Raw genomic sequence first — 25,028 nt, forward strand, 5'->3', positions numbered from 1 at the left:
CATGAAGCCCATCAAAACAGCTCTTGTCGGATTTGGTGTCTCAGGCCAGAATTTTCATGCACCCTTGCTGTCATTTGTTGATGGTATTGAGCTGACTGCTGTTGTTTCCAGCAAGCCAGAGCTTGTGAAAAGCGTGTTGCCTGATTGTGCGACCTACACATCATTTGAGGATGTGTTGGAGGAGCCCCAGATCGAGCTTGTCGTTCTCACTGTTCCCAACACGCTGCATTATGAGCATACAAAGGCAGCTTTGTTGGCTGGTAAACACGTGGTTGTCGAAAAGCCGTTTACGACAACCAGTGCGGAGGCTGAAGAGCTTATTGCGCTTTCTGAGCTGAAAGGCCTGAAGCTGTCAGTCTATCATAACCGGCGCTTTGATTGTGATTTCCTCACACTGCGAGAGTTAGTGGAGACCGGTCAGCTTGGCAAAGTGCATTCGTACCTGTGTAACTACAATCGCTATCGTCCCCACATCAAAGGCCGCTGGCGGGAGCAAGATGCTCCCGGCGCTGGTATCCTGTATGATTTGGGTGCCCATGGCATTGATCAGGCGCTGAGTTTGTTTGGCGCACCAAAATCCGTTCAGGCGAAACTGCGCATACAACGCAAAGACGCTGCTGCAGTTGATCACTTCCACCTTGTGCTGGGCTATGACGCGTGTGATGTGATCTTGCATGGCAATTGCCTGAGCACAGAGCAAGGCCCTCGTTTTCAGGTGACCGGCGACAAAGCGACGTACATCACCTATGGCATGGACCCGCAAGAAGACATGCTGAAAGCCGGAGGTGGACCGGCAAGCCCGGCCTGGGGTGTTGAAGCTGAAGACGACTGGGGCACGCTTTACAACGAGGCGGGTGAAGGTAGGTGCATACCAAGCCAGCAAGGTGGTTATGAGCGCTTCTACACTGGTATGCGTGATGCGATCCGCAGTGATACCGCTGTACCAGTCTCCCCTCGTGATGCAATGTTGACCATACGCATTATTGAAGCGGCCTATCTGAGCGATAAAGCAGCCAGAACCATCTTCCTGTGAAATAGATCACCTGCGCTTGGCGGCGGTTTTTTACTGCCGCCAATTACACCCCATCCACGATGGTGCTTCTGCCGCCCTGCCCGATTGACCACCGCACAATTTAATGGAACGCTCTGCCAGACAAGACAGCTTATTTAGGTTTTATCTGTGATGGGCATGTTAAGCGGTGGAGAGCCTCATATTTCGGCTCAGTAATGTATCAAGCTGTTGTTACAGGGTTGTTGCAAACGCGCAAGGCGGCAGATATCAGCTGATGTATTTTTAAGATAAATAATAGTATATAAATCGATATAAACCTTCCAATATATAGAATACAAAAATCACGAGCTGTATCAGCAAGTCATTTTCCATGTAATCATAAATATTTCCCTTTGTAACAATTCGTAACACCCTGTAACACTAGTCTTTTTACGTATTGTTGTGCGGCCTTACGCAAATGATCCTCGCGTAAAAATCGCCTCTTATCTCTTCATGACTTAGCCGAAGTTTAAGAAGGCGCGCATTCACCTAATATAATCGGGAGATAAAACGGTGAAGGATCCAAAAAACAATTTTTCCATACAACTGCCTTTGAAAGGTATTGTTCAGGCTGTCACCGATCTGCCCGACCCTGTGTTTGCCGAAAAGATGATGGGTGATGGTGTTGCGATCGACCCGACAGACAACGTTCTTTACGCTCCATTTTCTGGCCAAATCACTCAAATTCACAATTCACACCATGCCGTTACATTGCAACAGGGTGATGTTGAACTGCTGATGCATATCGGCCTTGATACTGTTGCTTTGAAAGGCCGCGGCTTCGAATTGCACGTCGCTGAGGGAGATCAGGTCGAGCAAGGTCAACCACTTATCACCTTCGACGCCGACGTTATTGCCCGCGAATGTGTTTCCGTTCAGTCCGCTATTGTCATCACCAGCGGTCAGGAAATCACAACAGTCGCTCCTCTCGGCGCCGTTCAGACAGACCTCAATCAGGTCGTCTTCACAGTCCCAAGCAGCAATGATCCTCAAGGCACCACCGCTCCGGCGCAGGAAACTGCCGCTGAGCCAACCGGCCCAGCCATCACCGGCTCCATCAAGATCCCCAACGCCACCGGCCTCCACGCCCGTCCAGCCGCCCGTTTGGCTGTTGAAGTGCGCAAAGCGGATGCAAAAGTTACCTTCACCGTCAACGGCAAAACCTGCAGCGGCTCTTCTGTCACTGGCATTATGTCATTGAAAACAAAGCTGGGTGACGAGCTTGAAATTGAAGCTGTTGGACCAGATGCACAGCAAGTGGTGGCCGACGTTATTGCTGCTGTGAAAGCAGGTCTTGGCGAGGAAATCACCAGCTTCTCCGAGGCTCCCCATATAAAGGTCGAAGAAGAAGCCCCTCTGCTTCAGGTCAAATCCGGCGAAGATGGCGTTCTCATCGGCTTCACTGCTTCTCCGGGCCGCGCCATTGGTAAACTGGTCAAGCACAACCAAACCCTGCCAGAAGTCACCCGCGAAAGCATCGGGGCTGCGGAAGAACGTGCCGCATTCAAAGCTTCCGTCAAATCAAGCATCGCTGATTTACAAAGCATCATCGACCGCCTGACCAAGAACGATCAGCAAGACCTGGCAGAGGTCTTCAACGCCCATATTGAGTTGCTCTCCGACCCAGAACTCTCCGAAAAACCACTGGCAGATATCGCCAAGGGCCAAGGCGCTGCATGGAGCTGGAAGCTGGCTTATGAAGCCCAGGCCGAAACGCTTGCCAAGATGGATGACCCGCTGCTGGCCGGGCGTGCTGTCGATGTACGCGACATTGGCTTGCGGGTTATAAAGAAACTGCTTGGCGTGGATGATGGCGGTGAAATTTTAGAGGAAGGCACGATCCTTCTTCAGGAAGACGTCACACCTTCCGAGATCGTTGCTCTGGACCTCACCAAAATTGTTGGTTTGTGCACCACCCATGGCGGCTCATCTTCTCACGCAGCTATCATCGCCCGCTCCAACGATCTGCCTTACCTCGTCAATGTGGAAGACGGAATGAAGGATCTGAAAGATGGTACTGTGCTTCTTTTGGATGCAAAGCGCGGCAAAATCAAAGTTTCTCCGACTGACGAAGAGCAAGCTGCCTTCACCAAAAAGATCGAAAACGCAGCTAAGCAAGCCGAAGAGTACCAGCGCGACGCCCACAAACCAGCAATCACCACGGATGGTTTTCAAATCGAGATCGCTGCCAATATCGGCAGTGTTGAAGATGCTGAAAAAGCTGTTGTGGCCGGGGCGGAAGCTGTTGGTCTGCTGCGTTCTGAGTTCCTCTACATGGAGCGCCTCAACGAGCCAACTGAAGAAGAGCAGGCCGAAAAAATAGGCGCAATCCTTGAGGTTATGGGCAAAGAGCGCCCTGTCATCATCCGCACACTGGATGTGGGCGGCGACAAGCCTCTGCCATATCTGCCAATGCCACACGAAGAAAACCCGTTCCTGGGTGTTCGCGGTGTGCGTATCGGCATCGAACGTCCAAGCATCTTGCGCCGTCAGGTCCGCGCCATTCTCTCTCAGGCGCACAAAGGTCATGCACGCATCATGTACCCGATGATCAGTGCGCTGGATGAGCTTCGGGCGGTCAATGCTTTGGTGCGAGAAGAGCAAAAGAACCTTGGTGTAGAGCACGTTGAAGTCGGCATCATGATTGAAGTGCCGTCCGCCGCCCTCATGGCCGACAAGCTGGCACAAGAAGTGGACTTCTTCTCCATCGGCACCAATGACCTGACCCAGTACGTCATGGCCATCGACCGCGGCCACCCGGGCCTTGCATCGCGTGCAGATGCGCTGCACCCAGCTGTGTTGCGCATGATCGAACTCACCGTCAGAGCTGCCAATGATGCAGGCAAATGGGTCGGCGTGTGTGGCGGTCTGGCCAGTCAAATCGAGGCGGTGCCTGTTCTTATCGGCCTCGGCATCAAAGAGCTTTCGGTCAGCGTACCTGCTTTGCCGGAAGTGAAACACAAAGTTCGCACTGTATCTATGGAGGAGTCCTGCAAGCTCGCGCAAGCAGCTTTGGACTGTGCAGATACCAGTGATGTGAAAGACCTCCTCAAGTCACAGTCGTGATCCAGGAGTAAATGTGGGAGTTGGTGTTCCTGACGGGAATGCCTAACAAAAGTCAGGGGGTATGGCGTGTTCGCACACCATACAACTCTGGGGGAAAAACAATGAGTATATTCTCAAACGCATTTGGTGCCTTACAAAAGGTTGGTAAGTCGCTGATGCTTCCAGTATCGGTTCTTCCAGCTGCCGGTATCCTTCTTGGTGTCGGCGCGGCCGATCTGCCATTCATTCCGGAGTTCATCAACCACCTGATGGCTCAGGCTGGCGGTTCAATCTTCGGCAACCTTCCTATCATCTTTGCAGTTGCTGTTGCGCTCGGCTTTGCCAAAAACGATGGTGTTGCTGGTCTTGCTGCGGTGGTCGGCTACGGTGTTTTGCTCGCAACAATGGGCGTTGTTGCCGAAACAATCGAGATGGAAACCAAGCCCATCCTCGGGATAACCTCCATCGATACCGGCGTGTTCGGCGGCATTCTCGTGGGTGCGCTGGCTGCGTTCTTATTCAACCACTTCTACCGCATCAAACTGCCAGATTACCTGGGATTTTTTGCAGGCAAGCGATTTGTCCCAATCATCACTGCGTTTGCCTGTATTGGCTTAGGTGTTATTCTTGCGTTCGTATGGCCTCCAATCGGCGGCGCTATCAACGCTTTCTCGCGTTGGGCAGCAGAAGAAAACCCAGAGTTGGCCTTCTTCATTTACGGCGTTATTGAACGTGGGCTGATCCCATTTGGTTTGCACCATATCTGGAACGTCCCATTCTTTTTCGAAGCCGGCTCTTACATTGACCCGGCGACCGGTGAAGCTGTGACTGGCGAAATTCAGCGTTACCTTGCGGGTGACCCGACAGCTGGCAATATGGCTGGTGGCTACCTGTTCAAAATGTGGGGCCTGCCTGCTGCTGCACTTGCTATCTGGCATTGTGCCAAGCCTGAGAACCGCACCATGGTTGGCGGCATCATGGTCTCTGCCGCGCTGACATCATTCTTGACCGGCATCACCGAGCCAATCGAATTTGCGTTCCTTTTCGTTGCGCCTATTCTTTACGTTGCACACGCTCTGCTGGCAGGTGTTGGCTACTCCTTGATGATCATGCTCGGCATCAAACACGGTATGACGTTCTCACACGGCTTTATCGACTACGTCCTGCTGTATCCTTTATCCACGAACGGCTGGATGCTGATCGTGTTTGGTCTGGGCTATGCGGCATTGTACTATGCCGTGTTCCGTATTCTCATCGTCACACTGAACCTGAAGACCCCAGGGCGCGAAGCAAAGACTGAAACCTCTGCAGTCCTTGCAAGTGGCGACGAAGATGCAATGTCAGCAGCGCTCGTCAAAGCCTTTGGCGGTGCAGACAACATCACCAATCTGGATGCATGCATAACCCGCCTGCGTGTCAGCACTGTGGATGTTTCCAAGGTAGATGATGCTGCGTTGAAAGCACTGGGCGCACGCGGCGTTATTCGTGTTGGCAATGGTGCTCAGGCGATCTTCGGAACGGCCTCTGAAAACCTGAAGACCGACATGGAGATCCACCTGCAAGGCGGCGGCGCTGCTGCAAAACCTGCTGCTGAGCAAGGCTTTAATGCCGAAGCGATCTTCACCCAGCTTGGCGGAAAAGCAAACGTGGTTGCGGCAGAAGCAGTTGCAAACACCCGTGTACGGGTTGAAGTGCGTGATATTGCAAGTGTTTCCATGTCAGACCTGTCCCAAGCGGGCATACAGGTCATGAAAGCAGGCGATAAAGCACTCCACCTCATCGTTGGCGACAAATACACCAAGCTCGCCAAGGATCTCTCTGGCCAGATTTAACCGGACAGAGACATTAGGGCTTTTGGAGGTTGACCTTCCTCCCTAAACCTTCAAGGGGTCCTAAGCCCTAAAAGCAGCACTCACCGCCCGGCGAGTGCTGCTTTTTGCTAAATCGGTGTTATGTCCGCTGAAGACCTTGCAGCATCGACCGGTAAGATTGGGTCTGAAGGGCCTGCTGTGAAAAATTGAACTCTTTTGCAAGCGCCTCCACCTCGTGTGCGTAGTCTTCCAACTTACTGGTATCGTCCGTCATAATGGCGATCTCTGCAAAGGCACCCAGCTGAGGCAGCACATCCAGCGTGACATGGAATTTATCAAGGAAGTAGATATCGCGGCGCTTCTCCAGCCTCTCAATCTCCTCAAACCCCAGGGAGATGATCATGGCTTGCGCCTTCTCACCATCATGCAGGTCCATCGCAACACATTTATCAGGTCCCGGCCCCTTACTGATCCATAGGACCCGGCCAGACGGCTGCATTTGGCGCAGAACATGCTGCTGGTCGTTACTGGCAAGGCGCTTATCAGGCAGGTCATAGAAAATATCCAGTTCCTGATTGCCAAGCGTGAATGGCATGGCTCCCTTCGCTTCCAGTTGAGTACGCAAAGCCTCCAGATCTGAGAGGGCGTATTTGCGTTCAACTTCATAAGCGCCGATAAAATGATCGCCGGGTTCACACAGCATACCTTTTGTTTGCAGGTCCGTTGTCACCATCTCGAATCTCCATTCTTAGCACGCTCATCGATCTATCATAGAAGCATGTGGTAGAGCGGGCATATCTTTAAGGGGCCACAAAAATCGACAGAGATTGTGTTCTCTTTGACCCCAGACACTGGCTCCCTCTGGCAAGGCTGAGACAATCGCAAACCCCCGATCCTTTCAAGAAAACGCTGATCATCGCAAATCAACGCACATAACAACGCAAGTGACGAGACAGGCTTTAAGTCGTTCACCTTGCTTATGAAAATAAGTTCGCGCACTGCGTTCGAGTACGAGTTGATGCACAGGTAAACGATCAAATTCCAAGCTGTCAGATTTTATCTTGACGTCAAGATTAATTAATGTATCTTGATGTCAAGATAAAAGGAACACAGCATGAAACGCCAGTTTGATATAGCGCTGACAGCCATTGCCCCCCTTGTTTGGGGCAGTACTTATTATGTGACAAGCGAACACCTGCCTGCGGGCTATCCAATCACAATGGCGGCCTTGCGCGCATTGCCTGCCGGACTGCTTCTCCTTGTTTTTGCACGGCAATTGCCACGAGGTGCTTGGTGGGGACGTGTCTTTGTGCTGGGCGCTCTCAACTTCACCTTGTTCTGGACACTGCTTTTCGTTGCCGCCTACCGCTTGCCAGGAGGCATTGCCGCAACAGTCGGCGCAGTCCAACCGCTCATCGTCATTTTCCTGACCGCCCTCATCTTAAGGTCCCATATCAAGGCGACCGCAATTACAGCAGCAGTGATGGGAATTGGAGGCGTCGCCTTACTCGTATTCAGCGGCATCGGCGCACTAGACCCGATCGGACTGGCCGCAGGAATCGGCGGAGCCGCCTCTATGGGCGCTGGCACAGTGTTGACGCGTAAATGGCAACCCCCAGTGCCCCTGCTCACCTTTACCGCATGGCAACTGACAGCAGGAGGTTTGTTGCTGGTGCCGCTTGCTGTTTTACTTGAGCCGCCACTGCCTCCAATGGATGCACAGAACATGCTCGGGATTACGTACCTTGCTCTCATTGGGGCAGCGCTCACCTACATCCTGTGGTTCCGGGGCATCTCGCGAATTGAACCAAGTGCAGTATCCGCTCTCGGTTTTCTCAGCCCCCTGTCAGCCGTTGTCATCGGCTGGGTCGCACTTGGCCAAGCACTCACCTCTTGGCAGATCGCTGGGGCTGGCGTGGTCCTCGCCGCTGTCTGGCTCGGTCAATTCTCTGTACGGATAACGCTTCCAGTCTCTCAAAAACCTGCAATTCAAACAAATAACTAAAGGAAAATCCCATGAAAATTATCGTATTTGGAGCAACAGGCGACGTCGGTTCACGTGTGCTCACAGAAGCTATCGCCCAAGGCCATGATGTAACTGCAATGGTTAGAAACGAAGCCAGCCTGTCGAAACTGCCAGAAGCCGTCAAAGGGCGCATCGTCGACCTCACTGACACAGCAGCAGTTGCCGCATCCATGTCTGATCATGACGTGGCGATCAGTTCTCTTCGTACGCCAAGCGGCCGTGAAGGAGAAGTTGTGGCACTCACGCAATCTGTCCTTAACGCTGCTTCCCTTGTAAATATCCGAGTGATCATCGTGGGCGGCGCTGCCCGTTTACGCCTCCCAAACGGCAGTCCACACACAGTCTTGTCTGATCCGAACTTTCTACCTGAAAACGTAGTTCCGACCGCCAGAGCCTCGTTCGCTCAATTCGAAATTTGCAGCCGCAGCAGTGACGCTGACTGGACCTACGCCAGCCCCTCTGCCCTTCTGCGCCCAGGGGTACGCCGGGGAGAGTTCAGAGTTGGCACTGACACTCTTTTGGTTGACGAAACCGGTAACTCGGAGATCTCAATGGAAGATTTCGCAGTGGCTCTGGTAGCAGAGGCGCAAAACGCACAGTTTAAACGCAGCTCATTCACCGTGGGCTATTAGCGCCAGCCTATCAACACTAACAAAAGGTCATAGCACTGCGATCCGCTCACTAAGCATTGCCAGACCACCCGCCTGACCGATGTTGCAGATGTCTTCCCATAGCATCGAACTGGCATTCACCCCTAAAAGCGTCATTGATTTTTTGCGAAGCCGCACTTCAATGGCGCTTGGGTCACTACCGCTTAGCACATCGTGCCGTGCCTCGTGTACCACACCGGCTGCGGTTACTGTGACTTCGGCGGCGGTATCAGAAACAGCCTCGTCAGCGATCACTGTCACCCGGTCTCGCAGTGCCACTAGTTCAGGCTGCACACAGGTTGCATCGCTGTAAACATCAAGCGCAGCCGTATCCAGCCCGGCAAGGCTCATCGCAGCAGTCAGGCGATAGCTGAACTTCGCTTGCAGCCCGGTGGCAGGTTCAAATTGGTTACAAACAGAAAGCCAACGCGGGTGTGTGCGGATAGTAACGGCCTCAACCAATGCTGGTTCGAGCCCCCCTGCCTTCACCTTATGCAGCGCCTCCAGCATCGCGTGCAATCCATGGCAGCAGGCGTGGAATTTGTAGGAAATATTCGGGAACACCCACTGCTCGCCAATTCCGTCCAATGCCTTAGCATCTGCCATGCCACTATGTGTTACGCCGAAGCCCTGTGTCCCCTCGATAGCCTCGACATTTGAACGTACCCCTGCCTCTGCAAGCAGCGCGCACGTCACACCAACCTCGGCGGCGAACCCCGCATTGAGCGGTTTCCCCATCGTACCAAACTGGTTCTTTAGGCCCGCAGCTCGGGTCGCAGTCAAGCTCAACGCCTGAATCATCTGATCTGTGCTGAGACCAAGGACACGCCCTGCTGCAGCGGTGGCTCCAAAAGCGCCCGAAGTCCCCGTCTGGTGAAACCCAGCTTCGTAGTGTGGCCGGCCAAGCCATGCACCTATGCGGCAGGCAGTTTCGAGCCCGACAGCCAGAGCTTTCAGCAACTGCGCGCCATCAATTCCGCGCACCTCCGCCATCGCCAAGGCCGCTGGGATGACGGCTACGCTGGGGTGGCCGATATGACCGAAATGCGTGTCATCATAATCAAGCGCGTGACTCGTAGCACCATTAGCAAGTGCTGCGGCACCCGGTGCGGCATAGCCACCACCAACCAGCGTCGCGCACGCCTGAGCAGGAGTGCTGCACAATGCTACGGCGCGGGCAGAGCGAGCAACAGGCTCTTCAATGGCGGCCAACGCAACCGTCGCCCAGTCAAAGAATGAGAAGCGCACGAAACGCTCCATTTGCGCGTCATCAGCAGGGTCGGCGGCAGCAAAGCCGCCGAGTATTTGTGTAAGTGTCACGTCCAATCTCCTAGAACAACATATATTGGTCTGGCCTTCATTCGCAAAGAGCCACACGGGCCGCTTGGTACTCCTGCTCCAGCCGTGCCACGACCTTAGCGACAGGTTCCAGAGCCCGCGACTGGCCCACCGACTGCCCAGCTCCAAAAACCTGTGACCATGCCTTAGGGCGACTGGGATCGTTTTTGGCTGTCATGCGACGCGGTTGTGCTAAGCGCGCCTCCTCCACGTTCACACCTGCCGCCTCGATGCTTGGCACGAGGTAGTTAGCAGGGGTCCCTGAGAACAGAGGCGTATACATAATCTGGTCAGATCCAACCTCAACGACCATTTGCTTGTGGGCCTGGTCAGCGATAGCCTCTTCGGTCGGGATAAAAACCGTTCCCGCATATGCAAAATCACACCCCAGTGCCTGCGCTGCCAGAACGGAACGGCCATTGGACACCGCCCCTGAAAGTACCAGTGGCCCCTCCCAAAAGGCCCGCACCTCTTCAACCAGCGCGAAGGGGTTGAGCGTGCCTGCGTGCCCACCTGCCCCAGCACAGACTAAAATCAACCCATCAACACCAGCGGCGACGGCACGTTGTGCATGACGCGCCTTGACCACGTCATGAAAGACCAAACCACCATAGCCATGCACCACTTCAACCACCTTGTCTGGCGCCGAGAGCGAGGTGATGACCAAAGGCACCTTGTGATGCGCGATGATTGCCAAGTCTTCGTCGAGGCGGGTGTTGTACTCGTTGACGATGAGATTGACGCCATATGGCGCGGTAGGTGTGCTGGTCTCCCTGCAATAGGCAGCAAGGCGGACCTCAATCTCTATCAGCCATTCGTCAAGTTGTGCCGCAGAGCGGACGTTTAGCGCTGGAAAGGTCCCGATCACCCCGGCACAACATTGCCCCACAACCAGATCGATACCAGAGGCCAGGAACATTGGCGCGCCAATCAACGGCAGCTTTAACCCAGTTCTGAGTACATCTATGGGCCTTTCCGTGGTCATGTCATTCTCCGTTATCAGTGACGGCACAAATGCCAGCCTGCAGGCGCAATCTGGTGGGGATGGATCAGGTTAGGATACAAGCCTCTGTCATGGCCTGAACCTCTTCGAGGCTACAGCCATCGGTCAGCTCGACAAGCCGAAATCCCTCGGGCGTTACATCAAGAACCGCGAGATCGGTGTAGACGCGGCTGACCACACCCAGTCCGGTCAATGGAAAGCTACACGACTTCAATAGTTTCGGGCTACCATCACGGTTAACATGGCGCATCATCACAAAGATCGTTGGAACGCCCACCACCAGATCCATTGCACCACCCACTGCCGGTGGGTATGTTTCATCCAGTGTCGCCCAGTTAGCTAAGTCACCGTTTTCAGCCACTTGGTAGGCCCCGAGAACGGCGATGTCGATATGGCCGCCGCGCATCATTGCAAAGCTGTCGGAATGTTCGAAGAATGCGGCGCCTGGTGCTGCGGTCACATACCGCTTGCTAGCATCGATCAGCTCCAGATCTTCGGTGCCCGGCTCCGGCGTCGGGCCCACACCAAGCATACCGTTCTCGGAATGAAAAATCACCTCGCGCCCTTTGGGTACATGGGCCGAGACATATGTTGGTTTGCCAATACCGAGATTCACATAGGATCCATCGGGGATGTCTTGTGCTACACGCGCGGCTAGTTGTGCATCATCGAGCGCATTCATGGTCATAACACTCATAGTCTAACCTCGAACTCCGTAACGCTCTTCACAAAGATTCCAGGGGTTACGACACTCTCGGGATCAAGGGGATCGTTAGACAATTCCCTAACCTCGGCGATCGTATGTTTCGCGGCCATAGCCATCACCGGATTGAAGTTGCGAGCCGTGGCGTGAAAGCTGAGGTTACCCCAATTGTCTCCACGCTCGGCCCGGATCAGCGCGAAATCTGCCGGCAGCGGCTGTTCGAAGACATAGCCGCGCCCGTCAATTACGCGAGTCTCCTTACCCTCAGCCAGTTGCGTGCCATAGGCGGTGGGCGTCAAGAATCCACCTAGCCCCGCACCGGCGCAACGGATACGTTCTGCCAACGTACCCTGCGGCACCACTTCAAGGTTTACCTCCCCCGCCTCAAAGCGTTTCTCGAACCAGATAGATCCGGGTGTACGCGGATAGGAACAGATAACCTTTGCCACCCGTCCCGCCTTGAGTAGCTTGGCTATACCGGTCTCACCTGCTCCGGCGTTGTTGGAGATCACCGTCAGGCCGCTGGCCCCTTGCTCAAGAAGGGCATCGATCAGGCCAAATGGGATGCCAGAGGAGCCGAAGCCTCCGATCATCAATGATGCTCCATCAATTACCGGCGCGACCGCACGCTCCAGATCTTTGACACGCTTGTCCATATATTCTTCCTCAGACCTTAACTGCATCACGACGCCGTAAAAGGCCAAGATTCACCACAATCACAGTCACCAGGATGCCACCTCCGATTAGGCTTGTGGCCATTTCTGGAAAGAGCACCATGACGCCCCCTGCGCCGAATGCTATCTGGCTGATGTGGCCAATCTGCCCGACCTTGTAGATCCAGCGTTCAAAGGCTGAGGTAATTGCCCAAATCGCTATAAGCGTCAGTGCCACCCGTTCGATTATCTCAATCACGGTGCCATCCATAATCAGTGCCGGATCATAAACAAAAATGAAGGGCAACACAAAGAGCGGCATCCCAAGGCGCATCGCATGGAAGCCCGTTCTCATAGGCTTGGAGCCGGCAACATTGGCCGCAGTAATCGCTGCCAGCGCCACCGGGGGCGTGATGTAAGACAGCATACCCCAGTATAAAATGAATAGATGGCTCGCAATCGGGTTAAGCCCAGCTTGCATCAGAGCTGGTGCCAACAGGATCGACAGGAAAATATAACAGGCAGTAACCGTCATCCCCATCCCAAGCACGAAGCTTGTCACAGCACCAGCGAGCAGCATTAGCGCTGTATTGCCACCAGCATAAAGCAGCAACTCCCTCGAGAAAGCCCCGGCGACGCCGGTATACGAAAGCCCTCCCACCACGAGGCCAATACCAGCTAATACAGCAACAAGGCGCGCGACGCTTTGCGAAATGTCGAGCAGCAGTCTCTTAGCCCCACTCAATGTCAGGCGCCTTTGCTTACTGAAGGCAGTTGCTACCAGCATCACAACTGAAGCGTAGTAAGGCGCCCGTGCCTCCATTCGCAGGCCCATTAGCACAAAGATCAAGACCGCAAGACTCAACAGGTAAGGCCAGCCACTTTTCAGAACCGGCCAAACGGGTGGAGTTTCGTTGCGGGGCAGGCCCTTCAGGCCGCGACGTGCGGCGTACATATCGACCTGGAACAGCAGCGCAACATAGAACAGGATCGCCGGGATAACAGCCGCGATCACAATGCTGGAGTATTGCACGCCCAGAAATGAGGCCATTACAAATGCTACAGTGCCCATCACCGGGGGCATTAGTGTTGCTCCGGTCGAGGCGCAAGCTTCAACGGCAGCGGCATAATGCGCGGGATAGCCGACCCGACGCATAGTCGGGATCGAAAACGGCCCAGAGGTCAAGATATTTGAGATTACGCTGCCTGAGAGCGAGCCTAAGATGCCCGAGCCCATGACCGCGACTTTAGCCGGACCTCCCCGGCTGTGACCGAGCAATGCGGAGGCCAGTTCCATGAAGAAATCGCTGCCCTTAGTCGCAACTAGTACAGAGCCAAAAATCACAAACCCGATGACCAGATCAGCTACCACTTGCATTGGAATCCCGATAATGGATTCCACACCTAAAACATGCGCCCTTACGGTGCCCATCAGCGAATATTCATTCCCCCAAAGGAAGCCTGGCATGTAGTCGGCATAAAGCGGATACGCCCCGAAAAGCAGTGCAGTGAACAGCAGGATCGGCCCACCAGCCCGACGGACGCCTTCCAGCACAAGAATGATCAATACCGAAGCCATGATGTCGGCCAACAGCGGGGCGTCATACTCCCAGCCCTTCTGGATGATTTCGAGGCCGTGAAAACCAAGCCAACCAGCGCTCACAAGTGCGGCAACAGCGAGGATGATGTTCAGCCACCAAAAGCGTTGCGGATTTAGAGTACTTGCTGGAAGGCTCAGAAAGGCCAGCGCCAGAAATATACCAATCAGGTAGTAAAGATAGGCGTTTCCGAGGGGCTGGAACCCCATGATATTCAAAAGAAACTGCTGGTTGATCGCCATGGAGACACCCAGAGCACCCAGCGCCATGATGATGATGCGGAAAGCCGCCTGAATGAGGGAGTCGGGCAGCTGAGCTGCCGGTTTCTCCCCCGATTGCGCTACCGCGGTGGAGTTCTCAAATTCCATGATTTCTTCCTGATCTGACAAGAACAGTGCCCCAGCGGCCTAATCGCCGGGGCATCTTGCAAGGTGCAGCTCAGTTCAAGCGTGCAACGACTTCGGATCGATGGGCCATCCAAGCCGCGGCAAAGTGCTCTTCCGAAAGGTCAGCGTTTTCGGCCTTGAAGGTATCCCAAGCAGCGACCAGCGCATCCATGCGTTCAGTCCGTTTCACATTCCAGGCATCATCTTCAGCGGTCCAAATACCCTTTTCCTTGAGGTAGCGCACTGCGCCTTCGTGGAACGGAACGTCAATGGCTGGTCTGCCCGACTTTTCGAGAGCCCAACGGCTCATCGTCGCGGTACCGGACTTGTAAATATCGAAAGTCTCGTCAAGCGCTTTGATAAACGCATAAACGTCATCGGCAGACTTACCGACAGTGGTGGTGATCACCGGATAGCGATAGGCTGCCATCTTGGCGACCTCGCCTTCGGGCAGTCCAGCGGCAACGTCCTCATCAGACGGCCCCATGATTGGCAACACCTTCTTCAGGCCATCCCACCCTTCAGTGTTATCAGCGTGGAGCGGTGCGTAGTATATACCGCGGGGGCTTTCAGCTAGTTCATAAAGCTGACTGGTCGTCGGCGTCGTGCAGGTTGCGTCAGACTCGTTGCGGGTCATCGACGACATAGCTGAACTGTAGGTCGGGAAAGTCACGACCTCAACATCATCCAAGGTCAGTCCGCCAAATGCGAGTATGGCCTCACATTTAACATTTACCGAGGGATTGCCAGCAACAAAGGCAATGCGTTTGCCGCGAGCGTCTGCCACGGTCTTTATGCCAGCGTCACCAGCAGCAATCAACGTAATGCCTGCCGGACGTCCTGCAACGGCACGCAGCTCGCGCGGTCCCCAATCGGGAGAAGCAAAGTCGAATGCACCTTCGGAGAGGAAGAATGCCTCAGTGGCGAGGAAGGCATAGTCGGCACGCCCCTGAAGTAGCGGTTGTAGACGACCGATGCCGCTGCCAGACGGCTGGATACGGACACGAGTGCCGAACTCCTTGCCGAACGCATCCGCGATGGCCGACGCCTCAGCATATCCGGCTGAACCTACATCATAGGATGTCCAAACCATTGTATCTGGCAGCTCTTGTGCGCTCGCCGAGAACGAGCAAAGCGCCATTAGACCGCCCATGGCTGCCCCAAATTTCAATCTATTCCTCATGTGACCCTCCTTGTGTGGCGAAGTCTGTCCGACGACCAATCCTCCTTTGGCCCCGCTCCCTCAAAGCCTCCACGAGAGCGGTCAGTGGCCGGACGCTTCTTTCCATACCCACGAGCATGTCCGACTGGTATTCATGTTTCAAATGCGTTATGGCTATAACAGGAATGCTAGAGGGGCATGAATGGATTTCCGCCAGCTTCGCAACTTCATCCAAGTGGTCGAACTCAGCAGTATCACGGCGGCGGCCGAACGACTAAACATCGCCCAACCAGCCCTTAGCCGCCAAATCAAGGCGCTTGAAGAAGAGTTGAGTGTGTCACTTCTGCGCCGTCACGGCCGCGGAGTGATGCCCACCGAAGAAGGCATCCGGCTCTCCCAACGGGCCAAGGTAATCCTTAAGGATATGCAGGATCTTGCCGGAGATATCTCAGGAAATACTGCACCCCTTTCCGGCACATTGAGGCTCGGTTTGCCACCCACTGTTTCGGAAATTCTCGCCACCCACCTGATAGAACGCACAATGGAAGTATATCCAGAGGTGAAGCTGCGAGTCATCTCGGGGTTCAGCGGCCATGTGCAGGATTGGTTGCTGCGCGGGAAAATTGATCTCGGGGTCGCCTATGCGGGACAGAGATCTCCTTCAATCAAAGCGCAACCCATCATTATCGAGCAGCTTTTTCTTATCCAATCTGCAAAGACTAGAGATGGCCAGGACGGGGTACCTATCTCTGCACGTGAAGCGCTTGTCGGGCCACTCATACTGCCTAACCCCGAGCACGGATTGCGCGGTCACGTCGATTCCATCGCGGTTAAGGAAAAGATCGAGATGAACGTGGTACTGGAAATCGACATCCTGCCGACCATGCTCGCCTTCGTCGAAGGCGGGTTGGGTAGCACGATCCTACCGCTGGTGAGTGTGACGCGTCAGATCCGTGAAGAAAAATTAATAGCGCGGCCTGTCGTGCGGAGCACCATCGACCGGACGCTCGTGCTGATGACACCACTGAATCGACCTGGATCGAGGCTGAGCACCAAATTTTCCGAATTCCTGACTTCCGAGGTACACGCGATGGTAACCTCTGGTCAGTGGCCCGGCACTAACCTGTGAACGCAAAGACAGTGCTCTGAGAATATTATGTTAGCCACTATGATTGCCTTTGGGATTTAAAATGACTTTGTAAAGCCAAGTCATATCAATCCAGTGATCATCAGAGCCGACAGCATCATAGACCAGACGACGAAAATCGCGAGGCTGTACGACCCGTTCCACCTAAGTCCGATCCTACTGCTACTACGCCCCACGATGGACGAACTGACCACCAGCGTCGTGATAAAGGGCGAAAGCCCGATCACCGCAGTCCACCCCCCAGTAATCGCCAGTGCGATGGCTGTGTCGCTCAAACCCGGCACCGACAGCTCCGCGCCAATCGCTCCAAGGACCGAAGCCACAACAATCGGGTTCACCCCAAGCAAGGCCAAACCAATAATCGACACCGAAAGGCCCATTGCCAACGAGAGAGCCCCGAGCCCCATTGCGGAGACTAAGTTGCGCAGTTCCTCTAACGGTATCAGCGGCAATAATGCTAGGGGCAGAAAGCCTGCCGACGCGAAGACACCGACTTCATCGCCAAGGCCCGACAGCCGATCCCAAGTGGTTCGCGACATCTCGGCAATGCCCGCTGTAGGACCGCCCGGCGGCGCACGCCAAGCCGAGACCGCAGCCCACAAAAAAGCATAGCAGGGCAAGGCGCAAATCAGGCCCTGCTGAAAGCTCAGCGGCGTTGCCTTTTGGACAAGTAAGACCACCCCACCCAATGCCACAACATGCGCAGCCAGTGCTATTCCTCCTTTCCAGCTGCCCGGAGGCGGGTTAGGGCGCGGCAGACCAAACCGACGGAATCTCCGTCCCGCCCAATGGTCAAAAGCCCAACCGATGGAAATGAATACAAAGGACATACCGAAGCCGATGGGACCGAAGCTCATGTAATTCAGCCCCGGTATAGAGATCAGAATCGCATTGGTGGCGAAACCGAAGGGGGACCACAGTGAAACCAGAGAAAAGCCACGGATCACCGCCAACGTCATTCGACGGAGCCGCGCCTCTTGTGCCTCTGCCGGCAACTGCGCTGCAGCACCGGAGGTCACTGAGCGCTTAATAAGGTCAAGCAGCAGCGCCAGCCCGCCGAGATTAATCAGGACACCAAAGAAGTGAGCACCCGATGTCATCACAAGATAACGCCGCGAGGCCGGTTGCCCGGTAATGAAAAGCCCTGCCTGGTGCACCTCTGGCGCGATTTCTGCTGCCGAGCGTAGCGTGCCGAGCATGGCTATGAGACCTGCGAGGAATAACATCCGGTCAACCGCCCGCCAGAGTACTTCGGAGTCCACCCCTTGCCACAACGCGGCACCAAGTCCGCCAAGCGCCATCAACACGGGGACCCATGTACCAAAGCCAAACTGCCTCCATGCCAAGACTAGGTAGAGCCCGAGCGCTGCTACGCCACAGCTGCTAAGCAGTCGGGAGTCGACAAAAACAAAGCCCACTGCCGTCAACATAATGAAGGCCATCAAAACTTTGCGCAGATGTGCCGACCAGAGTGTGGTACCGCCTGCCCCCATCGCGCCAGAGGATACCTCTTGCCCAGCGGTCAGCATCCGCGAAACTTCGGGCGCCTCTTCTGCGCAAAGGCAGCGCGGCCCTCAGCGGCATCGGAGCTATTGAGCATTGTTGGCTGTAAGGTCGCCTCATACTCCAGCGCCTCTGCGAGATCACGGGCGAACCAATCCAGGATAAACTGCCGTGGCAGGGGAGCTCCATCGGCCTCCTTCAACGCCATTTCACCCGCCAACGGCACCGCACTGCCCGGAGTAGCCAGCAAGTCGGCAATGCCCAGATCAAAAGCCTCGGTCGCCTCGACCACCCGATTGTCGAGCAGCAACCGCCGCGCCCTCGCAGGGCCAATCCGTGATGGCAACGTGCTTAGCAAGCCCATATCGGGCATCAGTGCAATCTTGGTGAACGACGCAACAAAGCGTGCTTCGCGCGAAGCCACGACCATCGGGCAGGCCATAGCCAGTGCAAAACCACCACCTGCTGCCCAACCCTCGACCGCCGCCACAAGCGGTTTGGGAAACCGCGCCAACCGGCTCACCATGTCTGAGATTACGGCAAAACGTTCGCGATGTTCCCCAAGGCTGCGTTTACACTGATCTCGGATGTCACCACCGGCCGAGAAGTGGCCGCCGGCACCGGTCAACACCACAGCGCGCACGGCTTCGTTTGTGGCTGCTTCGCCAAGCGCAGAACGCAGCGACAGACGCGTTTCATGATTAAGTGGGTTGCGCCGTTCCGGTTCGTTCAAAGTGATGACACAAAGTCCATCACCATTGGTTTCACTCTCAATGCTCATGACGGGGACCTACGCTTGAAAAGTCCGTTGTCGATGGCAACCTTGTCTCGTTCTACGATAAGAGTACGGAAACCTCCATCGTTCCAGATCTCTGTGCGCAACGTTTCTCCAGGGTAGACGAAAGCGGTAAAACGCGCGTCCATCGAGCCGAAAAGAACCGCATCATACTCGCACATAACCGCCAGCAGCGCGTGCGCAGCGCAACCAAAGGTGCAAAGTCCGTGAAGGATCGGCCGTTCAAAACCTGCCTTCTCTGCCACCCGAGGATCAACATGCAATGGGTTCGGGTCAGCATTCCAGCGGTAGTAGAGTGCCTGTTCGGGCCGAGTCGGCGTGTAAAAGACGTGATCCGGCTCTGTCTTAGGCAGTTTGTGAGGCTGTTTGACTGGTCCATCGGGGCCCCCGAACCCACCATCGCCTCGCAGAAAAGTCGTCCCCCGGCAGGTGGCAAGGTGTTCACCGCTATCTGCGCCTCGGATCTCTTTCTCGTAGTAGAGAAGTGCTCCGCGCCCCTCCCCCTTATCAACCAGACCAGTTACGCGGGTCTTACCAACAATGGTATCCTTAGCCGAAATAGGCTTATGGATAGTGATGCCCTGCTCACCATGCACCAGCTTCAGCGCATTAACGCCTGTCTCAGGGTAACCGAGCCAAAAGCCAGGATGCCCCAAGACGTTAACAATGGCGGGCATGGCAAGAGCATCATCGTCCAGCGCGCCAACATAAGGCAGTTGGCGCATGTCCATAGGATCCTGTCCCATCCCCACGCTCAGACCAAAGCGTGCAACCTCTTCGACACCGTAGCTCTGACGCACCTCGGGAATATCGAAGTTCATCAGGTGCTCGTAATCAATGGACATCTGCAACAACCTCCTCGCTATCGAGCTCAATCACTGCATCGAGCGCATACGCGCCCTGACCTTCTGGCATCGCCAAGACCGGATTTAGGTCGATGGAAACCAGCCTCTCGCCTATCCCGACGGCAAAAATTGACAGGTTCGAAAGCATCTTTGCCAGCGCATCGATGTCCGCCGGCTCGGTACCGCGCGCACCCTGTAGGATCGCGGCGCAGCGGATCGACAGGAGCATTTCACGTGCAGCTTCCGGCCCGAAAGGACAGGCGCGCAGTGCCACATCGTTCAGCAGTTCAACAAAGATGCCACCGAGGCCGAAGACCGCCACGGGCCCGAAGGTCGGGTCGCGGTTGATTCCCATCAGGCATTCCACGCCACCTGAAATCTGCTTTGCCACCAGCACCCCTTTGACACGTGCATAAGGTGCATGGTTCGCTACTGCGGCAAGGATAGCTGCATGTGCTGCGAGCGCACCGTCCATGTCGCGGATGTTGAGCTTGACCGCGCCGATATCGAACTTGTGCACGATATCTGGCGAGAGGATTTTCATCACCACCGGGTAGCCAATCTCCTCAGCCACCTTGACCGCCTCCTCGGCACTGTGAACTGCCTGCTCTGGCGGCGGCACGATGCCAGCCTCAGCCAGAAGCACCTTGGCCTCTGCCTCGTCAGGACTGGTTGCAGGAACCTTCACCGGCTGGTGTGCCGATAGTGTTGAAGATGACGTTTGCGACTGGGCTGCACCAAGGCGCAGAACTGCGTCAAGCGCCCGTACCGCTCTGCAGGGATCGTTAAAGATGAGGATCCCTGCATCGTCATAGCGTTTTAGCACCGCCGGTTCCCCCAGCGCGCAGAAGGCGATAATGCGATTAGGGTAGGCTTCGCGCAGCGGTGCCATAGCTTCCAGAATAACCTTGGACAATACCTCGCTTCCTGCAACATAGGTCAGGAAGCACAACACCGCACCATAACCACCTTCTTCAAGGCCAGCGCGGGTAAACTCCTCAAGCAACCCCGGCTCGTTGAGAGCCTGCGCCGTACAATCGAGCGGGTTGACCGGCGAGCCATAGGGTAGAACCTCTAACAGCTTTGCCTGCGCCGCATCGGGCATGGCGGGCATCGGCAATCCAATCCGCTCGGCCTCATCGCTGGCAACAATACCAGCCCCTCCGCTTATAGTTACAACGCCCAAAGAATGCTGCTGCGGAAACACTTTCTTCGACGCTGCATAGGCGATGTCCATCATGGATTCGGGATCACGTAAAATGATCGCTCCATGCTCCGATAGAACCGCATCGGCCACCACAGCATCTCCGGTCAGCGAGGCAGTGTGTGAAGCAGCAGCCAGTGCTCCCACTGCAGACCTGCCTGATTTTAATGCCAATACCGGTTTGCCTGCTGCACGGGCAACGTCAAGCGCAGCAAGTAGGGCCGGAGCATCGTTGACCGCCTCCATGTAGGTACAGATCACGTCAACGCTATCGCTTGCGGCCATCCAACGAACAGCGTCCGCGACAGTGATGTCGGCCTCGTTTCCCGTTGTAATGAGCACCGAACAACCCAGGCCCTGATCACGGGCAAGTGCGCCCAGATGAGCGCCAAACGCACCAGATTGGCTGGCAATTCCAATATTGCCCTGAATTGGGAACCCAGTGTCGAGCGATGAGGAAAAGGTGCCGTAATAGCCAATTTCCACGTTATAGACACCCAGCGTGTTTGGACCAAGCAGGCGCAGGCCGTACCTGGCTGCAATCGCCATCAATTCACGCTGAGCCGCCTCGCCTTCTTCGCCTGCCTCGGCAAAGCCTGCCGAGAATAGCGTTGCAGCCTTACAGCCCTTGCGGCCCAACGCCTCGATGCATTGCGGAACAAACTTGGCGGGGACAGCAACCAACGCTGCCTCAGGAGCTTCGGGTAGACCCTCAATACTGGCGAAACAGGGTAAGCCTTGCACCGTATCCCGTTTGGGATTCACCGGCATAATTCTGCCCTTGTAACCTGCCTTCAACATGGCAGCGATTGGTCGGCCGCCGATGCGAGTAGGGTCTTCGGACGCGCCTATGATCGCGACAGAGTTAGGGGCTATTAACCCGTCAATGTGCTCCAGACTGGTCATAGCACTGTCTCCGACCCAAGGATCGCGGTACACTGGCTAGACAAAGTGCCGCCATTGCCGTGGCAGAGTGCGATGTTGCAGTTCTCGATCTGCCGATCTCCGGCCTGGCCGCGGATTTGCGCAACCGCCTCAGCGATCAAGAACAACCCGTACATGCCGGGATGCACACAAGAGAGCCCTCCACCATTGGTGTTAACCGCAAGCTCCCCGCCTGGGGCGATACGTCCATCCTGCACAAAACGCCCACCCTCACCCTTTGGGCAGAAGCCTAAATCTTCAAGGAAGAGAATTGTGTTTATAGTGAAGGCATCATAGACCATCACCACATCAATGTCCTTTTGGGTAACCCCAGCAGCTTCAAACGCGCGCGGCCCGCTGTCAGCGGCGGCGGTGGTGGTGAGATTTGGCATTGCAACGATCGAACGATGGTGAGCTGCACCACTGGCCCCCATGAAATAAACGGGCTTTCCTGGCAGGTGTTTGGCACGGTCGGCACGTACCAACACGCAGGCTGCAGCGCCATCGGTAACAAGGCAGCAATCGGACTTGCTCAAAGGATCAGAAATCATCCGGGCCGACATCACCTCGTCCTTGGTGAGAGGGCCACGGGCAAAAGCCTCAGGGTTGAGGTTTGCCCAGGCACGTGCAGCCAGAGCCACATCAGCAAGATCCTCGCGTTTGGTTCCGTATTCTGCCATGTGGCGGCTGGCGGCCAACGCATAGGCGGTGATCGGGTGGCGCGGTTTGTAAGGGGTTTCGTGCCATTGCGGCTCGCTCATCGAAACAAGACGGCCCCCGGCCGTGCGCTGGTTGGACCCGTAGCAGACCAGTGCCGCGTCACACAGGCCTGCCTCAAGCGCCAAGGTAGCTTGTAAAAGGTGCATCTCAAAGCTGGAGCCCCCAACATTGGTGCCTTCGAAAAAGCGTGGCTTGAGACCCAAGTATTCGATAACACTCAAGGTGGGAAAGGCATGGCTGCTGGTGGCGGCAAAGACGCCGTCAATGTCTTGTAGCTTTAGCCCGGCATCTTTGACGGCCTTGAGCGCTGCCTGCCCAAGCAATTCCATCGCCGAGAAGCCGGGCGCTTCGCCAACGCCTGCCATCCCCATACCAACAATCGCACTCTTTCCTCTCATGTCCTTGCCGTTCATGCCCCCTCCTCCCCGGCCAAATCGAATACCACTCGCGACCCATCTTCTGTCTGCTCGATGCGAGCCTTAACCCTTGTGCCGATCTGTGCAGTTTCCACGTCCGGCAATGTCGACATCATGCGGACACCCTCATCGAGTTCAACCAGCGCCACATTCCATGAACCGCTGCGGGCACGATTGACGGTTATCGCATAGATCGTTCCAGTGCCTTTTGCTTCGACCCATTCCAGGTCGGTGGCGCCCGTGGGAGTGGTAACCCGCGGCCAGAACACATACTCTCCGGTACTTGCTGCCTTTTGGATCATGAAGCGGCCAGCTGCCAGATAAGCCTCATAAGCAGCCTGCGGTCCGAGTTTGGAAATTTTGGCTTCAGTCATGTCTCCGGCTCTCCCCTTCATCTTCAGTTTTTCCAAGCCTGAAACAGGTGCGTCTGGGTCGTCACTCCCACAGTTTTGCCGTCACCGCGGGTCAATGTGACCTGCAATACATTTGTAGTCCGGCCTATATGCACTGGCACACAGCGTGCGGTCAGCACATCACCGACCTTCACTGGCCGTAAGAAATTGGTCTTGGCCTCGACCGTAGTGTTCGAAATCTCGGCTGGGCTATTGATGAAGGACGCCGTCCCTGCCGCTGTGTCGGCCAACGTCATCAGTGCACCGCCATGCAACACACCGTTGCGGTTGGCCATCTGCGGAGTAACGGTCATGTGACAGACGACCTCCTCCGAAGTGCAAACAGAATTCTCTATCCCGAGAAGTTTAGTAAATGCTGACTGCGGCGGCATCTCTTCGAGAGTACGGGTCTTATGCTTAGCCATACTCAGGCCCCCCTTTGTGCCAGAGTCCGCCGCGCGATCACAAGTTGCTGTATCTGGCTGGTGCCCTCGTAGATGCGCAGTAATCGGATATCACGGTAGAACCGCTCAATATCGTATTCCGCCATGTATCCAGCGCCGCCATGAATCTGCAGCGCTCGGTCTGCGATACGACCAGCAGCTTCGGTGCAGAAATACTTAGTGCAGGAGGCCTCAAGGATCGCTTGACCCTCTTTGTTGAAGGTATCTGCTGTTGCACGCACCAAGGCCCTCGCCGCCTGGAGGTCCACTTGGCAATCGGCCAAAAGGCCCTGAATCAGCTGGTGTTCGCCGATCAGCTTGCCAAACTGTTTGCGTTCAAGCGCGTAGTCGGTGGCAATATCAAGCATGCGCTGACCCTGCCCAACGGCCATCGCACCCACGTGGATCCGGCCTCGATCCAGGACCTTCATCGCGGTTCGGAAACCACGGTTCAGGTTTTGCGGACCTCCGATGATGGCGCTTTCCGGAATACGGACGTTCTCGAATATCACATCAGATGTTTTGGTCCCACGCTGGCCCAGTTTGCGATCTGGCTTAGAGACGACAATACCCGGCGTGTCGGCTGGCACAATGAAAGCCGATACACCATCAGCACCTGAGACACTGGGATCAGTCCGTGCAAAGACGGTGAACACACCCGCGCGCACCGCATTGGTGATATAGCGCTTGGTGCCGTTAATCACAAAATCAGCGCCGTCGCGTTTGGCCGAGGTTCTGATACCGCCTGCGTCCGAGCCATTATCAGGCTCTGTAAGCGCAAAAGAGGCGATCACCTCACCACATGCCACGCCGGGCAACCACTCCGCCTTTTGCTCAGGCGTCCCGTCCATGACTATCCCTTGCGAGCCAATGCCCACATTGGTCCCGATCAGCGAGCGGAAAGTCAACGAAGCATAGCAAAGCGTTTCAATCAGCTGCGCCTCCTGCGGGACGTTGACACCGATACCGCCGTATTCCTCAGGCGTTGAAAGGCCAAAGAGGCCCATCTCTTTCATCTCGACTACGATCTCGTCAGGGATATCATCTTCATCCTCCACCTGGCGCTCGGCAGGAATCAGTCGTTTGCGGGCAAACCTATCTACCGCCGTCACAAGCTGTTCGAAAACCTCATTTTCCACGCCAGTCGCCATCTTCATTCCTCCCCTAGAGCGCCCAAAACCCTCTCTTGCTCTAGCAAAAATATTCTGTATA

Annotated in this window: 21 protein-coding genes; 6 read left to right on the plus strand and 15 right to left on the minus strand. The window is 55.5% G+C overall.

Annotated elements, in window-relative coordinates; all coding sequences use genetic code 11:
* Position 1: 1 nt before the first annotated feature.
* The 3 genes from BMZ51_RS04725 to ptsG all read left to right on the plus strand — a co-directional run bounded on the left by BMZ51_RS04725 (position 2) and on the right by ptsG (position 5,928).
* Positions 2–1,033 carry a Gfo/Idh/MocA family oxidoreductase gene (locus BMZ51_RS04725; RefSeq protein ID WP_068009034.1) on the plus strand — a complete coding sequence of 344 codons (1,032 nt, stop codon included), beginning with the start codon at positions 2–4 and terminating at the stop codon, positions 1,031–1,033.
* 531 nt (positions 1,034–1,564) lie between these two features.
* On the plus strand, positions 1,565–4,117 hold the full coding sequence (gene ptsP / locus BMZ51_RS04730; RefSeq protein WP_068008969.1) for a phosphoenolpyruvate--protein phosphotransferase: 2,553 nt from the start codon (positions 1,565–1,567) through the stop codon (positions 4,115–4,117).
* Between the two features lie 101 nt (positions 4,118–4,218).
* The gene (gene ptsG / locus BMZ51_RS04735) at positions 4,219–5,928 is read left to right on the plus strand and encodes a PTS glucose transporter subunit IIBC (protein ID WP_068009036.1); all 1,710 of its coding nucleotides are present in this window, start codon (positions 4,219–4,221) and stop codon (positions 5,926–5,928) included.
* Positions 5,929–6,046: 118 nt separating this feature from the next.
* Here the strand turns inward: ptsG and BMZ51_RS04740 are convergent, their stop codons facing one another.
* Positions 6,047–6,640: a class IV adenylate cyclase gene (locus tag BMZ51_RS04740; protein ID WP_068008972.1), complete on the minus strand. Its 594-nt coding sequence runs from the start codon at positions 6,638–6,640 to the stop codon at positions 6,047–6,049.
* Positions 6,641–7,021: 381 nt separating this feature from the next.
* Here BMZ51_RS04740 and BMZ51_RS04745 point away from each other — a divergent pair, with 381 nt between their 5' ends.
* Positions 7,022–7,912, plus strand: a complete 891-nt coding sequence (locus BMZ51_RS04745) for an EamA family transporter (RefSeq protein WP_068008975.1) — start codon at positions 7,022–7,024, stop codon at positions 7,910–7,912.
* Between the two features lie 11 nt (positions 7,913–7,923).
* Positions 7,924–8,565, plus strand: coding sequence for an NAD(P)-dependent oxidoreductase (locus tag BMZ51_RS04750; RefSeq protein WP_068008978.1), 642 nt, complete (start codon positions 7,924–7,926; stop codon positions 8,563–8,565).
* Positions 8,566–8,592: 27 nt separating this feature from the next.
* On the opposite strand, the gene BMZ51_RS04755 is transcribed toward BMZ51_RS04750, so the two are convergent.
* The 6 genes from BMZ51_RS04755 to BMZ51_RS04780 form a co-directional block, all read right to left on the minus strand.
* Entirely contained in the window at positions 8,593–9,903 is a 1,311-nt protein-coding gene (locus tag BMZ51_RS04755; protein ID WP_068008981.1) for an MmgE/PrpD family protein, read from the minus strand.
* Positions 9,904–9,940: 37 nt separating this feature from the next.
* Positions 9,941–10,906, minus strand: coding sequence for an NAD(P)H-dependent flavin oxidoreductase (locus BMZ51_RS04760; RefSeq protein WP_068008983.1), 966 nt, complete (start codon positions 10,904–10,906; stop codon positions 9,941–9,943).
* A gap of 64 nt (positions 10,907–10,970) precedes the next feature.
* Positions 10,971–11,621 carry a 3-oxoacid CoA-transferase subunit B gene (locus BMZ51_RS04765; protein ID WP_420848503.1) on the minus strand — a complete coding sequence of 217 codons (651 nt, stop codon included), beginning with the start codon at positions 11,619–11,621 and terminating at the stop codon, positions 10,971–10,973.
* Positions 11,618–12,283 (minus strand): 3-oxoacid CoA-transferase subunit A, encoded by a 666-nt coding sequence (locus tag BMZ51_RS04770; RefSeq protein WP_068008986.1) that lies wholly within the window; start codon positions 12,281–12,283, stop codon positions 11,618–11,620. Before BMZ51_RS04770 ends, BMZ51_RS04765 begins: the two co-directional genes overlap by 4 nt.
* A gap of 10 nt (positions 12,284–12,293) precedes the next feature.
* Positions 12,294–14,246, minus strand: a complete 1,953-nt coding sequence (locus BMZ51_RS04775; RefSeq protein WP_175484989.1) for a TRAP transporter permease — start codon at positions 14,244–14,246, stop codon at positions 12,294–12,296.
* Positions 14,247–14,316: 70 nt separating this feature from the next.
* Positions 14,317–15,447: a TAXI family TRAP transporter solute-binding subunit gene (locus BMZ51_RS04780; protein WP_068008989.1), complete on the minus strand. Its 1,131-nt coding sequence runs from the start codon at positions 15,445–15,447 to the stop codon at positions 14,317–14,319.
* A gap of 181 nt (positions 15,448–15,628) precedes the next feature.
* On the opposite strand from BMZ51_RS04780, the gene BMZ51_RS04785 reads away from it, so the two are divergent.
* Entirely contained in the window at positions 15,629–16,555 is a 927-nt protein-coding gene (locus BMZ51_RS04785; RefSeq protein ID WP_068008993.1) for a LysR family transcriptional regulator, read from the plus strand.
* 80 nt (positions 16,556–16,635) lie between these two features.
* On the opposite strand, the gene BMZ51_RS04790 is transcribed toward BMZ51_RS04785, so the two are convergent.
* The 8 genes from BMZ51_RS04790 to BMZ51_RS04825 all read right to left on the minus strand — a co-directional run bounded on the left by BMZ51_RS04790 (position 16,636) and on the right by BMZ51_RS04825 (position 24,967).
* Positions 16,636–17,874, minus strand: a complete 1,239-nt coding sequence (locus BMZ51_RS04790) for a hypothetical protein (RefSeq protein WP_161941239.1) — start codon at positions 17,872–17,874, stop codon at positions 16,636–16,638.
* Positions 17,875–18,095: 221 nt separating this feature from the next.
* Positions 18,096–18,857: an enoyl-CoA hydratase/isomerase family protein gene (locus BMZ51_RS04795; protein WP_068008998.1), complete on the minus strand. Its 762-nt coding sequence runs from the start codon at positions 18,855–18,857 to the stop codon at positions 18,096–18,098.
* Entirely contained in the window at positions 18,854–19,717 is an 864-nt protein-coding gene (locus BMZ51_RS04800) for a MaoC/PaaZ C-terminal domain-containing protein (RefSeq protein WP_068009001.1), read from the minus strand. Before BMZ51_RS04800 ends, BMZ51_RS04795 begins: the two co-directional genes overlap by 4 nt.
* Positions 19,707–21,827: an acetate--CoA ligase family protein gene (locus BMZ51_RS04805; protein ID WP_068009004.1), complete on the minus strand. Its 2,121-nt coding sequence runs from the start codon at positions 21,825–21,827 to the stop codon at positions 19,707–19,709. The genes BMZ51_RS04800 and BMZ51_RS04805 overlap by 11 nt, the downstream gene beginning before the upstream one ends.
* Positions 21,824–22,978 (minus strand): thiolase, encoded by a 1,155-nt coding sequence (locus BMZ51_RS04810; RefSeq protein WP_068009007.1) that lies wholly within the window; start codon positions 22,976–22,978, stop codon positions 21,824–21,826. Before BMZ51_RS04810 ends, BMZ51_RS04805 begins: the two co-directional genes overlap by 4 nt.
* Positions 22,975–23,355 (minus strand): Zn-ribbon domain-containing OB-fold protein, encoded by a 381-nt coding sequence (locus BMZ51_RS04815; RefSeq protein ID WP_068009045.1) that lies wholly within the window; start codon positions 23,353–23,355, stop codon positions 22,975–22,977. The genes BMZ51_RS04810 and BMZ51_RS04815 overlap by 4 nt, the downstream gene beginning before the upstream one ends.
* A 23-nt stretch (positions 23,356–23,378) precedes the next feature.
* Complete coding sequence (locus BMZ51_RS04820; RefSeq protein ID WP_068009009.1) at positions 23,379–23,798, minus strand: PaaI family thioesterase; 420 nt, start codon at positions 23,796–23,798, stop codon at positions 23,379–23,381.
* A 2-nt stretch (positions 23,799–23,800) separates the two neighbouring features.
* Positions 23,801–24,967 (minus strand): acyl-CoA dehydrogenase family protein, encoded by a 1,167-nt coding sequence (locus BMZ51_RS04825; RefSeq protein ID WP_068009013.1) that lies wholly within the window; start codon positions 24,965–24,967, stop codon positions 23,801–23,803.
* Between the last annotated feature and the right edge of the window lie 61 nt (positions 24,968–25,028).

The organism is Pseudovibrio axinellae (genome assembly GCF_900110875.1).
In the GTDB taxonomy this organism is placed as follows: Bacteria; Pseudomonadota; Alphaproteobacteria; order Rhizobiales; family Stappiaceae; genus Pseudovibrio; species Pseudovibrio axinellae.